Genomic DNA, 14307 nt, shown 5'->3' on the forward strand with positions numbered 1-14307 from the left:
CACGACTGTGACAGGGGACACTCTACAGGTAACTGGACGTATGTCCATTTGATTCTGCAACGTGTTGCAGAAATGCTCAGCCGATTGCAGGTCCGAGCAGGTCATCGGCGTCGGTGATCCGGTAGGCGTAGCCCTGTTCGGCGAGGAATCGCTGACGATGTGCCGCGTATTCCGCATCGAGAGTGTCGCGGGAAACCACCGAATAGAAGTGGGCCTGACCGCCGTCGTGCTTGGGTCGCAACAGTCGTCCGAGCCGCTGAGCTTCTTCCTGTCTCGATCCGAAGGTTCCCGAAACCTGCACGGCGACAGACGCCTCCGGAAGGTCGATCGAGAAGTTCGCGACCTTACTCACCACCAGCGTCTGGATCTCACCGTTACGGAACTGATCGAACAGGATCTCACGTTCCTTGTTCTTGGTGGATCCCTTGATCACCGGCGCGTTCAGGGCTTCGCCGAGTTCGTCGAGCTGATCGAGATACGCACCGATCACCAAGGTCGGGGAATCGGGGTGCTTCGCCAGAATGGACTTCACGACAGCAATTTTGGTGTGCGCCGTGGAGCACAGTTTGTAGCGCTCCTCCGGTTCGGCGACGGCATAGGACATGCGCTCGGCGTCCGTCATCGTCACTCGCACCTCGACGCAGTCTGCCGGCGCGATCCAGCCCTGCGCTTCGATGTCCTTCCACGGAGCGTCGTAGCGCTTGGGCCCGATGAGCGAGAAGACGTCGCCTTCGCGGCCGTCCTCACGAACCAGCGTTGCGGTCAGGCCGAGACGGCGGCGCGACTGCAGGTCTGCCGTCATCCGGAAGACGGGCGCGGGCAGCAAGTGGACCTCGTCGTAGATCACCAGTCCCCAGTCGCGGGAGTCGAAGAGTTCGAGATGCTTGTACTCGCCCTTCGTACGACGCGTGATCACCTGGTAGGTCGCGATCGTGACCGGCCGAATCTCCTTGCGCTCGCCGGAGTATTCGCCGATTTCTTCCTCGGTCAACGACGTGCGGGCGATGAGCTCACGCTTCCACTGACGACCGGCGACGGTATTGGTGACGAGGATGAGTGTGGTGGCTTTGGCCTTTGCCATGGCTGCTGCGCCCACCATCGTCTTGCCGGCGCCACATGGCAGCACGACGACGCCCGAGCCGCCGGCCCAGAACGAATCCGCTGCCATCTGCTGGTAGTCGCGCAGTTCCCAGTGGCCCTCTTCGAAAGCGAGATCGATCGGGTGCGCTTCGCCGTCCACATAGCCGGCGAGGTCCTCGGCCGGCCAGCCCACCTTGAGCAACATCTGCTTGAGGCGGCCGCGTTCGCTCGGGTGGACGATCACCGTGTCGTCGTCGACCTTCTCACCGAGCATCGGTGAGATCTTCTTGTGTCGCATCACCTCGGTGAGGACTGCCCGGTCGAGGCTGACCAGGATGAGGCCGTGCACCGGGCTCTTGACCAGCTGCAAGCGTCCGTACCTGGCCATCGTGTCGACGATGTCGACCAGCAGCGGTTGCGGAACAGCGAATCGTGAGAACGAAACCAGAGCGTCGACAACCTGCTCGGCGTCGTGACCGGCGGCGCGGGCATTCCACAAGGCCAGGGGAGTGATGCGATACGTGTGGACGTGCTCGGGGGCGCGTTCGAGTTCCGCGAAGGGGGCGATTGCCTGCCTGGCATCGCCGGCGCGCTCGTGGTCGACCTCCAACAGCAGCGTCTTGTCGGATTGGACGATCAACGGTCCGTCGGTCACGGAAGCCTCCTAGTGAAACAAACGCAGCAGCCACAGAGCGTTGCACCGCGTTGTCGGCTGACGCCAACCCTGCCATTGTCCTGGTATCGGAGCGCATACGCCAACAGGCGACGCTCGCACAGCCAGAAGTAGAGGTGCCCGAGTTCGGGCACCCCTACGTCAACAGAGCAGGACCAACCGCTATTCCGGACGACCTGCAGCGGGCAGGACGAGGATCTTCACGTGCTCGTCGGGTGCGCGAAGAGCCGCAAAAGCGTCCGAAACTCCGTCGAGCCCGACACGGCCGGTAATGATCGCTTCGGCGTCGATCTCGCCGGCGGCCAACCGAGCAAGGGTGATGTCGTACGCGTTCTCGTAGGGGCCATGACCGAAGTTGATCGAGATCCTTCGGAACTGCCCGATGACGGGAACGATGGTCTCGTCGCCGAACGGCGCAGCCAGGACCTGAATCCGCGAGTTGAACGGCAGGGTGCGCATCAGTTCGCCGATGACCCCCGCCCGGCCGCTGCATTCGTAGGCGATCAGGATGCCGTTCGCGGCCTGGCCCACGAGCGGGTTGCCTTCGGCGACCATCTGATTCCACAGTTCGATCGGATCCTGTGTGAAGGGGTCGACGACGATGTCCGCGCCCATCTTCTTGGCGAGCTCGCGGCGTTTGGGGGAGGGTTCGGACGCGATGACGATCTGTGCCCCTCTCGCTTTCGCCGCGACGATGGCACCCAGTCCGATCGTCCCGCAACCGACGACGAGCGCTGAATCGGCCGAGGTGAGGCCGGACTGCTGGAGATGCATCTCGCCGACGTGTAGAGGTTCGGCCAGTGTGGCGTGCTCGAGTGACAGATGGTCGGGAACCTTGCGGACCCAGAATGCGTCGACAACGATGTGATCGCCGAACGCACCGTGGTATTCGTTCGAGTAACCGATGATCGTCGGGATCCCGGTAGCCGTGTCGGTGGCCAAGCCGATGCCGGCCACCCGATCACCGATCATGAAATCGTCTACTGCCGAACCGGTCTCGGCGACGATACCCGCGTATTCGTGGCCCAGCACCACGGGTGCGTCTGGATCGAAGGTGGCGAGCGGGTAGCCACCGTTGTGTGCGACCTCGACGAATCGGCACGGGTCCTTCGACATGCTCAGGTCGCTGCCGCAGATTCCGCAGGCGACGACGTCGATGCGGATCTGATGGGGTGCCAACGGCGGCGCGTCGGCCATCTCGGCGACGGCGAATTCTCCCTGTTGAAATCGGACGGCCCTCATGCGCGCACGGCTCCCGTCTCGGCCGGTTGGCCGTAGTAGTCGGTATGGGCTTTGGTGATCGCTCCGACCAGCCCGCCGATCAGGTATTCGCGGTTGTCCTCGGCGAACTGCATGCTCGCCTGACGTCCGACATTCCGCTTCCGGAAGTGCGGGACCACCTCGGAGGCGAACAATTCGTAGCTGCGTTTGGTGTCCTCCCAGCTCGCCATGTCCACGTGAAGGATCAGGAACGTGCCGAACCCTCCTGTCTTCTCGATCAGACGCTCGATCTGAGCAATCGCATCTTCGGGCGTACCGATGATCGCCTGACCGAACTCGCCGAGCGTGTCGTTGCGCCACTGGTCGATGATTCCGGCAGGTGTATCTGCCCAGGCCGGGTTCTGGCCGGTCTGTCGATTCACGTAGGAGGCCATCGATCCGATCCGTCGGCTCACGGCGCGCTCGGCCTCGGCTCGGGTCTCGGCGATGAACATCGGATTGACCACACGCCACGTCGCCCGGTCGGCGTGGTGGCCGTGCTCGGCCGAGACCTTCTCGTACACATCCCAGTTGCGGTCCAGTGCGTCGAATCCGCTGGGTGAACTCGCCGCGAGTGAGAGCAGGGAGAGCCCGTTCTTGCCGGCGAGCACCGAACCGTTGGGGGAAATCGTCGACGCTGTCACGGTCTCGATGCCGTCCGCACGGTATGTGGGCAGCTGTGCGCGTGCGTCACGCAACGTGAACCAGTCGGTTTCCATGTTGACGACCTCGCCGCGGAGCAACGCGAGAATGGCCTCGAGCGCTTCGCCCTGGCGACGACGCTGGTCCGACGGGTTGATGCCCATCATGTGTGCATCGAGGGGGATCTTGCCCGGGCCGGTGCCGAAGATGAGCCGTCCGCGGGTCTGCAGATCGAGCTGAGTGATGCGGTCGGCCGTGATCAGCGGGTGGTGATAGGGCAGGGACGTCACGCCTGTGCCGAACTGGATGCGCTCGGTTCGCTCTGCGGCGGCCGCGATGAACATGTCCGGGGCAGGCACGATCTCGGCGCCGGTCGAATGATGCTCACCCATCCACGCTTCTTCGAATCCGAGGTGGTCCAGGTGTGTCATGAGGTCGATATCGCGTCTGAGTTGCAGGGCGGGATCGGCGTCGAGCGGATGGTACGGGGCGAGGAAGGCTCCGAAGCGGATGGACGATGCGGACCACACGATGACATCTCCTGTCGACAGGGGAGTGATTTGGATCACTCTCTCTGATGGAGATGTCTAACATGGATCAACTGATCCAATAAGTTGAGCCTCCCGCACAGTGGGAGGTTTGTAATCACTTGTAGCTCAACGCTATCTGGCGCAGTCATGTCGTCTAAGGTTGTTTCAAGTCGATCAACTGAACCAGGCATTTTGAGAAGGAGCGTTGAAGAGGTCATGCGACTGGACGTCACAATCACCCCCACCTCCTCGACCGTCGAACTGAACGGGGTCGACGACTTCACCAGTCTCTCGGTCGTCGTAGGCGGCGACGATCAATCCGAGACTCTGAGTCGGGCATTGGAACCGTGGGGGGAACTCGAGGACGATCATGTCTGGCTCGACATTGCTCACCTGGAACAAGCCGTCGCGACCCAGGTCGGAAACGCGCAGTGGAAGCAGAAGTTCTCCGCGATGGTGGACTACGCGCGCGCCCACGGCTGGGTCGATCGCGACAACAGGGTGCGAGCACACCGTGAATCACTCTGACTCCGCGGTCAGCGCTTCGGAGAAGTTCGGCGAGCCCGTGCGAAGCTCGTTCGTATGACCGACTCCCGGCAGAACCGTCAAGGCGACGTGACACGTCTGCGTTTGCTCAAAACTGCTGAACGGCTTTTCGCGACAGAGGGATTGGATGCAGTTTCGCTGCGCGCGGTCAACGCGGCGGCCGGTCTCGGACCGTCGTCCGTCCACTACCATTTCGGCACCAAGGAGGATCTGGTCGCCGCGGTGCTGTTGGACATGGGAACGTCGGTGCGAGATCAGATCAGCGCGAACGTGGACGCCCTAGCCGCCGACAAGGAGCCGCCGACGGTCGAAGCGTTGGTGCGGGCCGTCACGGCGCCATACAAGACACTGCTTCTTCGCCATCGCACGCGGGGAATGCGATGGATCAGAATCGTCACGCAGATTTCGCAGCCGCAGATGTCACGACCGGGCCATCCAGCCCTCGAGGCGACCGAGATGCACCTTCGTGATCATCTTCTCGACCAGGTCCGTCGTACCTTTCCTGCTACCGATCCCGAAAGGCTCGAGACTCGCTGGGCGGTTGCCTTGATGGGCTTCCTCCAGGCGTTGAGCCGGGCGGACGATTGGAGCGGAAGCAGCAAGCCGCTCACGCCGGAGCGACTTGCCGACTTCTACGAGGACCAGGTCGTCTTTCTGGTGGGTGGAGTGCGGCAGTTATTGGGATGAGCGCCTAATTGATACGCCTCCTATTTCTGCGCGACCACTGACTTCCGCATTTCCATTACATGAGTAATAGCTTCGGAAATTCCGGATCTATAGCCGATATTCTTTTCGGAATCACCCGGAGTGGAATCAAGCTCCGATTCGAGTCTCGTTTGAATACGGTCCAGGGTGTGGATTGTTCTTTTCACGATGGTTGATTCTCTTTCTGCGGTAAATCCGAAAGAAGTATTCCGGATTGCCGAGCGTGTTCGTCGAGGACACACAGTGAAGCCAGGGTCATGCCCGCTGCGTAGCCGCGCGAGCGTGCATCAGTTCCTCGACTACGTGACTTGAACAGGTTGAATGTTTCGTGCAGGTGCACGAGGGTGTCGGTGGAGGCAGGCATTGGTCAGCTTCGCAGTCAGCTCGTCTTCCTCTGGACTGTGCTGTCAGCTCCGCTTCCGCTTACGAATGAACTCGGAAGACTCCGTAGTTTTCGCCCGCTTTTCCGCGCGGCGTTCCTTGATCGACTGAGCGGGTTTCTTCATGTTCTTTCCCGGCGCCTTGTCAGCCATTGTCGCTCCTCATTTTTCGAAGTGGCAATCACAAACTGACCTCGACCATACTTCATTTACAGAAAAAAGCCAGTTGCTTCTTTTCTGCTACTTTTTTCCGGAGTCGACGGGGCTGACGGAAGTAATGCGGTGCAACGTGAAACGGCGTACGGCACCACTTGCCGGGTCGAAGGCGTCCAGCTGTCCGCCGCCCACGCTGACGGGGTCGACGATGCGATGAGTCGCTACCCCCTGAGCGTCGACATAGCCGATGTTGACGCTCGAATTGTCCCGGGCCGCTGTGGCCAGTAATGCGATGGTGGCGGCATTGTTCTCCCTCGAACCGTCCGTCCGGACACCACCACGGCCCGGGGCGGAAGCGCGGTCACCTGCTCGCATCGTGCGTACCAACGACGCCAATTGATCCGCCGACGGGCTTGCGGGCATTCGCGACTGCGGTCGGCTGCGACGGTTCGGTACACGCGCCCCGCGTGGGCGGAGATCGACCAACGTGCCCGAGGAGTCCTCACCTGCCGGCGCGAATCCGGCTGCGCGCAGCTCGGCCAGGACCTCGCGCAGTGGGGCCTGCGAAATCGCGACTGTGGGAGCCAAGGCGCGCAATGCCAGGGGCTCCGCCACCGCCGAAGCGAGGACCTCCGCCAGCAGTGACGCGTCCTCACACCGAATGAACGACGCTGCCACTCCGGCACGCAGTCGCCCGTGTCGACGGGCGACATCGTCGATCAGATACGAAAGTGATTGGGGAACAGGCGTCTTCGATTTCGAGGCGAACATCGCATGCAGTTCGGTGGCCGTCAGACCGGCGTCGAGCGCACGCCGCACGCTGTCCTCGCTGATGCGGTACATGGACGCCGATCCTGCCGACTCGATGTCCGCGACCAGGCTCACCTGCTCGAGCAGGTCCGGTACGAGCGGGCCGGGCGCAACCAGAGTCAGATCTGCCTGGACCAGGATGTAGTCGATGGGCTCGGGTAGGGCGGACTGCATTTCGGCTTCGGCGTCCCCGCCGTGCAGCAAAGCTCGTCCAGGTGACGACAACGCGCCGCGGGCCACCAGCCCGAGCGCGGCGGCCTCGTCCAGAGTCCGCTCGATTGCGAACGTCCGTAGGCGCCCGCTCCATCGCGGGCGTCGCCACGCCAGTAGTCGACTTACCTCGACGGCCGATGCAGTCTGGCCACTGTCGAGTTCGGAGAGTAGTCCCAGAATGGCCTGGCGATCGCGCGGAGCCGCCGGGGCCCGGCCTTCCTCGGACAGCGCCGCGATGGGCTTGTCGGTGGAATCCCTCAGCCCGATCATCCACGGAACTCGCGGTACGTCGACCCAGGCGGACGCCAGCACCTCCCACCGACGCGCTGTGGACGCGTTGAGCCAGCCGTCGACGGCGAGTGTGGGCGTCCAGTATTCGTCCGCGTTGTCCGAGACCGGCGCCGGGTCGGGCGTTCCACTGGCGATGAGTCCGGCTGCCGAGAGCAATTCGACGAGCAGGCTCACTCGCGCTTCGTCGAGATCGGCCGTCTTGGCCACGCGTCGTAGTTCTCGAACACCGAGTCCACCGGCTCGCAGTGCTGGGGCCGGTGCTGCGCCCAGAACAGCGATCACGCTCTCGCATTGGCGTACCAACTCGAGTGCCTCGCCGGCCGCTGCGGCGTTCACGTCCGCGGGTTTGAGTTTGTCGCCCCCGATGACGGGTGCGGTCAGCGTCGTCGGATCGAATACCGGCTCGCCGCGGATGACCTGACGAACCGTCGCCGGAAGCTCGACGGTCTGCTCGTCGAGCCACCGCAGCAGACCGGCCGCCAGCAGTCGCTGAACCGGGCGCTCAGGCGGCGTTCCGGGGGCGGCGTCGCGGGTGCGACCGATCGGGCTGGAGTTGGCGAGAGTCTCGAGGAGATCCCGCTCGCGGGTGTCCAGAGCGTCGAGGGCTGCCGAGATCTCGGTCTCGGTCATCGCCTCGGCAGGTTCGAGGGCTCGCCCCACACGCCACGGAATCATCCCGATGACTGCCGGGACGACGCTGATGGGATCGACACCCCAGACGAGGGCGGACTCACGCATCTTCGACAGTGACTTGTCGACGGCCTTCTTGGTGACCTTGCCCTTGCCGGTCAGGGCGCGTTCGGCGATTGCACTGTTGAGCTCCGCCCGCGTCATCGGAGTTTCCTCGGCGCCGGCCAGTGCCAACAATTCGAGAAGACCGAAATCCAGGGTGTCGAGTTCGTCCGCCGCTCGGCTGACCGACGCGCGTTGCTGCGCCCGACCACTGAGAACCACCATCGTGCTCGGCGGCGGTACGGCCAGATCGGGGCGCAGACGCAGCAACTCCGTCAACTCGGCGTCACTGCGCGCCGAGAGCCAATCGGTCAGACTTTCGGCTGCGGAACTGCCCGCCGGGGTGCCACGTGTTTCGGTCATCAGGTATCAGATTAGAGACCTGGTCTGTACGGCGTAACGGCGTCCTGTCAAAATGACTTCGTGGCCAACAATTCGAAGCAACACTATGTAGATCCAGGATGGCCGGAAACTGCAGACGGAGATCACGCAGTGACCGAATTGTCATCGACCCGCGCAGGTGGACTTTCACCCTTCGGCGAGGACACCACCTTTCCGGTTCCGGTGGAGTCACTTCCTTACGTACACCCGCACACCGTCATCAACCGATAACAACTCGACACGAAGAAGGCCCGCACCGATTCGGTGCGGGCCTTCTTGATGTTCGAGCGTCCGAGCGGACAGTCTTACCGGTGTTACTTGAGGAACGTCTTCGCGGTGTCGGCGACTGCGAGGATCTGCGGGTCGACCGGGATGCCGTTGGCCTTGGCGAACGCGATTGCCTGATCGATGGCGTCAGCGACCGGGTGTGCAACGGTCTGAGCGACCTGCTGTGCCGGAGCCGGAGCTGCCTGAGGAGCCGTGGTGGCCGGAGCGGAACGCTCGGTGGCGCCGCTGCTCAGTCCGAGGCTGGAGGAGCAGGACGGCCATGCGCCCCAACCCTGGTTTGCGAGAACACGCTCGGCAACAACGATCTGCTGCTCGCGGGTGGCCTGGTTTGCGGTGGCTGCGTACTGTCCGCCGCCGTGTGCGTTCCACGTGCTGGGGGAGAACTGCAGTCCGCCCTGGTAACCGTTGCCGGTGTTGATGGCCCAGTTTCCGCCGGCCTCACACTGGGCGAGACGATCCCAGTCGGAGTCGGGGGCAGCGCTTGCGGTTCCGGTGGCTGCAATTCCTGCTACGCCCATGATGGCGCCGGTGACGGCGACCTTGGCGACAGTGCGACCGGTGGTGGTGGGCTTGCGATGGCGTCCGCTCATGATGGTCGAAATCCTCTCCACACGCGCCTGCGAGGTCAGCTGTCGGGTTCGGGCTGAGAGGTCGCCCGGCCTCGCCTTTCCTGGCTGGAAAGGGTCTGGCTTCACCCCAAGATTCGGTCTTGCGATCGAACCGGTGTCCACTGGAGAACTTTTCTGTTCTCACAGAGGACTTTGGGTCCCCCGTCCTCGTCCCTGGAATGCTCTGTCGGAAGTCCGGTACCCGCGGGACAAGGCTTGGCGCGGCGGGCCGGAGGTGGCCGAGTTTCCCGGCCGAAAACGACGGTAACGGCTCGAGTCTCTCGTGTCACCATTTGATAACGCGGCGTGGCGAAGGACGTACAACGCGTCACACAAAGCGCAGGAGACTCTTCCCAGGTAGGTGGGGGTGCCTGAGTGAATGTCCGGTTGTGTCCGTTCCGTTATCCATCCGTAATGTGAGCAAGGTCACACGTTATGTGGAAATGGAATTCCGGCCGAGTGAGAGGTGTGCCGATCCAGGTCGAAGATGTGTCCTGCATCTCAACATCGAGATTGAAACTTAGGTTAGGTTTGCCTGACTTGCCCCGAATGGGCAGGGTTCGCAGAGTCTTCCAAAGAAGTAGGGCACCCCTCATGAAACTGCAATACCGTCGGCGTGCGGTCACCGCGTCACTCGCCGTCGCCGCTGCTGCTGTCGGCCTGGCCGTCACTGCTCCCGCTGCACACGCCTCACCCGAGGATCCGACACACGGTGTTGTCGGAAGCTATTCCGCAACCCAGCCCGGTGACATCGTCGTCGACTCGGCAACCCACCGCGGATACATCACGCAGTACGGCGGACCGACCAGCTCGTTGTCCGTCGTCGACACGAAGACCGGCAAGTCCGTCGGCACCATCGACGGTGTCGTCGGTTACCCGTCGGCACTTGCCGTGGACTCGGACCTCGGACGCGCATACGTGTCCTCCTCCTACGGCGGCGCGATCTCGATTGTCGACACGAAGACCGGCAAGGTCGAAAAGACGGTCACGCTGAGCGAGAAGAACCCCGACGGCTCGCGGCCGCAGATCAACGATGTCGTCGTCGACCCCACAACACACCGCGCGTACTTCTCGGACTACAAGTCCGGCAACATCCGAGTCGTCGACCCCAACGCCGCCGACGCCGTGTCGAGCATTCTGGTCGACAAGTCGGCAACGCCGACCAAGCTCGCCTTCGACAGTGTCCGCGGCTTCCTCTACATCGCGGACACCAACTTCTTCGACGAGAATTACGGCCGCACGCTGTGGCAGGCGGACGTACGCAAGGGCGGAGCACTCAAGTCGATCGTGCGTGCCGACAACCTCTACCCGGTCGACGTCGATGTCGACACGAAGACCGGCAACATCTACATGACCGACACCCGGGCAACCAACCTGTGGGCGATCACCCCGGCCGGCGCGGTTCTGTCGAAGACCACGCTGTCTCCGACCGCGATTCCCAACGGCGTGGTCGTCGACGCTGCTGCAGGCATTGCATATGTCGCGGACGTCATGAACGGACACCTGTGGTCGGTCGATCTGACGACCCGCGCCACCACCGCTCTGACCGATACCAAGGTTCCGGCACTGGAGAAGGTCAAAAACCTCGCGCTCGACACCTCGACCGGCGCCATCGCGTCGACGACCAACGGGGGCAAGGTGACCGTCGTTGCTGCGTACCCGCTACCCGCGACCGTCGAACTGCCTGCCGCTCAGGTCGGTAAGGCGTATTCGCAGAAGCTCACTGCCGCTGATACCCGGGCAGCCTTTGCGCTCACCAACGGCACTCTGCCCGGCGGACTGTCCCTCGCACAGGACGGCACCATCTCGGGAACCCCCACGGCCGTCGGCAGCGTCACCGTCGAGATCACTGCGAAGAGCGTGCTTTCGCGCGCTTCGAGTGTGACCATCGTGGTCTCCGAGGGTCCGGTCGGCCCCGTTGATCCGGGCAACCCGGGAACGGGTACCGGTTCGCTCGGTAACCTCCCCGGACTCGGTAGCCTCGGCCGCTGATCCGACCTGATACGAGAGAACCCGACCACAGCACCTGCTGTGGTCGGGTTCTTCTGTCTCCGGGCCCGCTTACGCGTAATTCACCCGGTCCACGGCTATGCGTAATTGACGCGGTCCACGGCTATGCGTAATTGACGCGGTCCACGTCGACGATCTCCTTGCCGAGCGGCATCAGCGAGATCGGAATCATCTTCAGGTTCGCGACCGCGAGCGGAATTCCGATGATCGTGATCGCCATCGCGACGGCGGTGACGATGTGTCCGATCGCCAACCAGATACCGGCGATGATCACCCAGATGACATTGCCGATCATCGAACCGACGCCAGCGGTCGGCTTGTCGACGACGGTCTTACCGAACGGCCACAGTGCGTAGATGCCGATGCGGAATGCCGCGATTCCGAAGGGAATCGTGATGATGAGGATGCAGCAGATGATGCCTGCGGCGAAGTAGCCCAACGCCAGCCAGAAGCCGCCGAACACCAGCCAGATCACGTTCAGGAGGATTCTCATGGTCAGTGACCTTTCGGTTGGAGGCGGGAGTGATCAGCGCACGCGTCGACCGGATCTGAGCGTGTAGACGATGGCCAGAAGGAAGCCGATCGGGCACGCGAGTGCCACCAGGTACAACGCCAGGCCGGGCGGGGTGTCGCTGAAGATGTGGACTGCGAAGATGGCCACGATCGCCAGGAATCCGACGATGAACAGTGCCATCGCCGTACGGAACAGACCGTTTCCGGTGCCGGAAGTGCGCGGGTTCGGTTGAGGGTCCACACCTACGAGGATAGTGCCTGTAAACCTGGGTGCCGACCCGGGTTCGTCACAGGTAGACTGTTAACAGACTGCGCGCCCCGCTGAAGCAAGTGTGGGGCGCGTTCTTTTGCATTCTTCCACCGGAAGCGATGCGAGCAAGGCCATGAGGCTCTTCCGAGAGCCTCCCGAGCACATTGGGGCAGATGCCCCAGTCGAGTGATGAGCAGGTGAACGCGGTGCCGACCGGCAAGGTGAAGTGGTACGACGTCGAAAAGGGTTTCGGCTTTCTGTCGCAGGAAGAGGGCGAGGACGTCTACGTCCGTGCTTCCGCTCTCCCCGAGGGCGTCGAAGGCTTGAAGGCCGGCCAGCGCGTCGAGTTCGGCATGGCTGCGGGCCGCCGCGGTCCGCAGGCGCTGAGCCTGAAGGTGCTGGAGCCGGCGCCGTCGTTGCGGGGCGCTACGGCGACGCGTCGTGAGCCCGTCGAGCGTAAGCACACCCCTGACCAGCTGCACGGCATGGTCGAGGACATGATCACGTTGCTCGAGGCGAAGGTCCAGCCGGATCTGCGCAACGGCAAGTACCCGGACCGCAAGACCGCTCAGCGGATCTCCGAGGTCGTCCGAGCCGTCGCTCGCGAGCTCGATACCTGATCGCTCGATTCGAGCTGCCGTACACGGCTTCGAAACAAAATGCCCTGCACACCAATCGGTGTGCAGGGCATTTTCGTTCTTCCGGGGATCAGGCGGTCTTGATCGACCAGATCAGTAGTCCTTGTTCGCTTCCCTCACCGACGGCGAGGTGGATTTCGACGCCGACGAGTTGCTTGACGGGATCGCTCGAAGATTCGACCGTCACTGCCAGGGCCTCGCCGGGCTCGAAGACTCGGGGTTCGCCGGTCTGGTTGCCGTCGGCATCCTCGTAGACCGCCAGCAGGGCCCACTGCGCATCGGAGACGTCCGTCGACAACGACAGCTGCAGCGGGTAGCCCGCGGGAACGTCGAGGGCATAGATGTCGCCCACCTGGGCGCACTGGGACAGATCGATGGTGCAGAACCCGGCAGGGTTCGTCTCGATCGTCTTGCCGTGTGCGTATGCAGTGATGACCGGTAGCTTTTCGGGGTCGTCGTTGATGTTCTTGATGATCACGAAAAGAACGGAGACGTAAGCAACTAGTGCCACCACCATCAGGACACTGATCGCTGCCACGATCTTCTTTGTTCTCGAGCGCATCATCACTGCGGAGTACTTCCTTGTCCTCGGTTGGATTTACCGGTGTAAATCACTTCGGTCACTTCTTGTTCGGCCAGATCGGGTCGCTTCCCGCCGAGGCCGGGCAGGAGGCTGCTTCCTCGGTAGCTCAGGAAGGTCTGTAGAAGCCCGATCGTCAGGAACACCGATACAACAGTGAACCCGATCCAGTATTCGGTCGGAAGCAGAACCCCCAATGCGCCGCCGAGTACCCAGCTCAACTGCAGAACCGTCTCGGATCTGCCGAATCCGGACGCGATCGATTCCTCGGGCAGGTCGTGCTGGAGTGACGCGTCGAGTGAGACCTTTGCGAGTGCGCTGGCTGCGGAGGCTACGAGTGTGGCCAGCGCAGCGGTCATCAGGTTGTCCGTCAGCGCTGCGATCACCGCGATGATCCAGACCGACGCAGTGCACCGGAGCACGATCAGTGCGGGCCGGCCGAGCTTGAGGCGCGCACCCGTGGCATTTCCGGCGAAGTTTCCCAGACCGGCCGCTGCGCCGACCAGGCCGAGCATCATGGCCTGCTGGAGCGGCTCGTGATCGGTGCGTGATTTGGCGACGAACGCGATGTAGAGCGTCAGGAAGCCGGTGAGCACGCGAATGGTGCCGTTGCCCCAGAGTCCGATGATCACGGCGCGTCCGAGAGGCTGTCGGACCTTGGCCGGTTTCGCGTTCGGCTGTGGTGGGGCGCTGCCGGCGTGGTGCGCCTCGTCCGGGTGGTAGGTGATGGTCGCGGGAACCTCACCCTCGGTGACTTCGACCCACGACGGGATTCGCATGCTCAGATATGCGCCGAAGACGGTGACGGCGACGGCGAACCACAAGGCTCCGGTGGAACCGAAAGCGAGCGCGAGCGCACCCGCGACGGCGCCGGCGCCGATCGTTCCGCCGATCAACCCGAAGACCGTTAGACGCGAATTGACGCGCACCAGGTCTATTTCCGGTGGTAGGACGCGTGGTGTCACCGCACTCTTGAGTACCGAGAACGATTTACTGAGCACCATCATGCCGAGCGCGGCCG

At 63.0% G+C, this 14307-nt stretch carries 15 protein-coding genes and 1 riboswitch; of the genes, 5 read left to right on the top strand and 10 right to left on the bottom strand.

Features of this window, described 5'->3' with window-relative positions; genetic code table 11:
* Nucleotides 1-76: 76 nt before the first annotated feature.
* From ABX74_RS24860 to ABX74_RS24870, 3 genes are all read right to left on the bottom strand, one after another.
* The gene (locus ABX74_RS24860; protein WP_019744947.1) at nucleotides 77-1735 is read right to left on the bottom strand and encodes a DNA repair helicase XPB; all 1659 of its coding nucleotides are present in this window, start codon (nucleotides 1733-1735) and stop codon (nucleotides 77-79) included.
* A gap of 180 nt (nucleotides 1736-1915) precedes the next feature.
* Complete coding sequence (locus ABX74_RS24865) at nucleotides 1916-2995, bottom strand: alcohol dehydrogenase catalytic domain-containing protein (RefSeq protein WP_020970498.1); 1080 nt, start codon at nucleotides 2993-2995, stop codon at nucleotides 1916-1918.
* On the bottom strand, nucleotides 2992-4185 hold the full coding sequence (locus tag ABX74_RS24870) for an LLM class flavin-dependent oxidoreductase (RefSeq protein WP_020908805.1): 1194 nt from the start codon (nucleotides 4183-4185) through the stop codon (nucleotides 2992-2994). The genes ABX74_RS24865 and ABX74_RS24870 overlap by 4 nt, the downstream gene beginning before the upstream one ends.
* Nucleotides 4186-4401: 216 nt before the next feature.
* On the opposite strand from ABX74_RS24870, the gene ABX74_RS24875 reads away from it, so the two are divergent.
* Nucleotides 4402-4713: a hypothetical protein gene (locus ABX74_RS24875; RefSeq protein ID WP_047889906.1), complete on the top strand. Its 312-nt coding sequence runs from the start codon at nucleotides 4402-4404 to the stop codon at nucleotides 4711-4713.
* A gap of 54 nt (nucleotides 4714-4767) precedes the next feature.
* A complete protein-coding gene (locus ABX74_RS24880; protein ID WP_047889907.1) occupies nucleotides 4768-5418 on the top strand; it encodes a TetR/AcrR family transcriptional regulator in 651 nt (216 codons plus the stop codon).
* 425 nt (nucleotides 5419-5843) lie between these two features.
* Here ABX74_RS24880 and ABX74_RS30790 read toward each other — a convergent pair whose 3' ends face one another.
* Nucleotides 5844-5969 (bottom strand): hypothetical protein, encoded by a 126-nt coding sequence (locus ABX74_RS30790; RefSeq protein WP_019744941.1) that lies wholly within the window; start codon nucleotides 5967-5969, stop codon nucleotides 5844-5846.
* Between the two features lie 87 nt (nucleotides 5970-6056).
* The gene (locus ABX74_RS24885) at nucleotides 6057-8381 is read right to left on the bottom strand and encodes a helicase-associated domain-containing protein (RefSeq protein ID WP_047889908.1); all 2325 of its coding nucleotides are present in this window, start codon (nucleotides 8379-8381) and stop codon (nucleotides 6057-6059) included.
* Between the two features lie 60 nt (nucleotides 8382-8441).
* Here ABX74_RS24885 and ABX74_RS24890 point away from each other — a divergent pair, with 60 nt between their 5' ends.
* A complete protein-coding gene (locus ABX74_RS24890) occupies nucleotides 8442-8630 on the top strand; it encodes a hypothetical protein (RefSeq protein ID WP_019744939.1) in 189 nt (62 codons plus the stop codon).
* Between the two features lie 83 nt (nucleotides 8631-8713).
* On the opposite strand, the gene ABX74_RS24895 is transcribed toward ABX74_RS24890, so the two are convergent.
* Nucleotides 8714-9277, bottom strand: coding sequence for a transglycosylase family protein (locus tag ABX74_RS24895; RefSeq protein ID WP_019744938.1), 564 nt, complete (start codon nucleotides 9275-9277; stop codon nucleotides 8714-8716).
* An 8-nt stretch (nucleotides 9278-9285) separates the two neighbouring features.
* Nucleotides 9286-9506, bottom strand: a riboswitch (cyclic di-AMP (ydaO/yuaA leader).
* A gap of 383 nt (nucleotides 9507-9889) precedes the next feature.
* Here ABX74_RS24895 and ABX74_RS24900 point away from each other — a divergent pair.
* Nucleotides 9890-11287: a YncE family protein gene (locus ABX74_RS24900; RefSeq protein WP_041815176.1), complete on the top strand. Its 1398-nt coding sequence runs from the start codon at nucleotides 9890-9892 to the stop codon at nucleotides 11285-11287.
* Nucleotides 11288-11408: 121 nt separating this feature from the next.
* Here ABX74_RS24900 and ABX74_RS24905 read toward each other — a convergent pair whose 3' ends face one another.
* Both ABX74_RS24905 and ABX74_RS24910 read right to left on the bottom strand, forming a co-directional pair.
* Complete coding sequence (locus ABX74_RS24905; RefSeq protein ID WP_003939919.1) at nucleotides 11409-11798, bottom strand: YccF domain-containing protein; 390 nt, start codon at nucleotides 11796-11798, stop codon at nucleotides 11409-11411.
* Between the two features lie 33 nt (nucleotides 11799-11831).
* Nucleotides 11832-12059 carry a hypothetical protein gene (locus ABX74_RS24910; protein ID WP_003940194.1) on the bottom strand — a complete coding sequence of 76 codons (228 nt, stop codon included), beginning with the start codon at nucleotides 12057-12059 and terminating at the stop codon, nucleotides 11832-11834.
* Between the two features lie 215 nt (nucleotides 12060-12274).
* On the opposite strand from ABX74_RS24910, the gene ABX74_RS24915 reads away from it, so the two are divergent.
* The gene (locus ABX74_RS24915; protein WP_007733502.1) at nucleotides 12275-12688 is read left to right on the top strand and encodes a cold-shock protein; all 414 of its coding nucleotides are present in this window, start codon (nucleotides 12275-12277) and stop codon (nucleotides 12686-12688) included.
* 88 nt (nucleotides 12689-12776) lie between these two features.
* Here ABX74_RS24915 and ABX74_RS24920 read toward each other — a convergent pair whose 3' ends face one another.
* Nucleotides 12777-13271 (bottom strand): DUF2771 domain-containing protein, encoded by a 495-nt coding sequence (locus ABX74_RS24920; RefSeq protein WP_019744935.1) that lies wholly within the window; start codon nucleotides 13269-13271, stop codon nucleotides 12777-12779.
* Nucleotides 13271-14307: MFS transporter (locus tag ABX74_RS24925; RefSeq protein ID WP_047889924.1), on the bottom strand; the 1037-nt coding region annotated here is incomplete at its 5' end. The genes ABX74_RS24920 and ABX74_RS24925, both read right to left, overlap by 1 nt.

Source organism: Rhodococcus sp. ARP2, assembly GCF_001029585.1.
In the GTDB taxonomy this organism is placed as follows: domain Bacteria; phylum Actinomycetota; class Actinomycetes; order Mycobacteriales; family Mycobacteriaceae; genus Rhodococcus_F; species Rhodococcus_F erythropolis.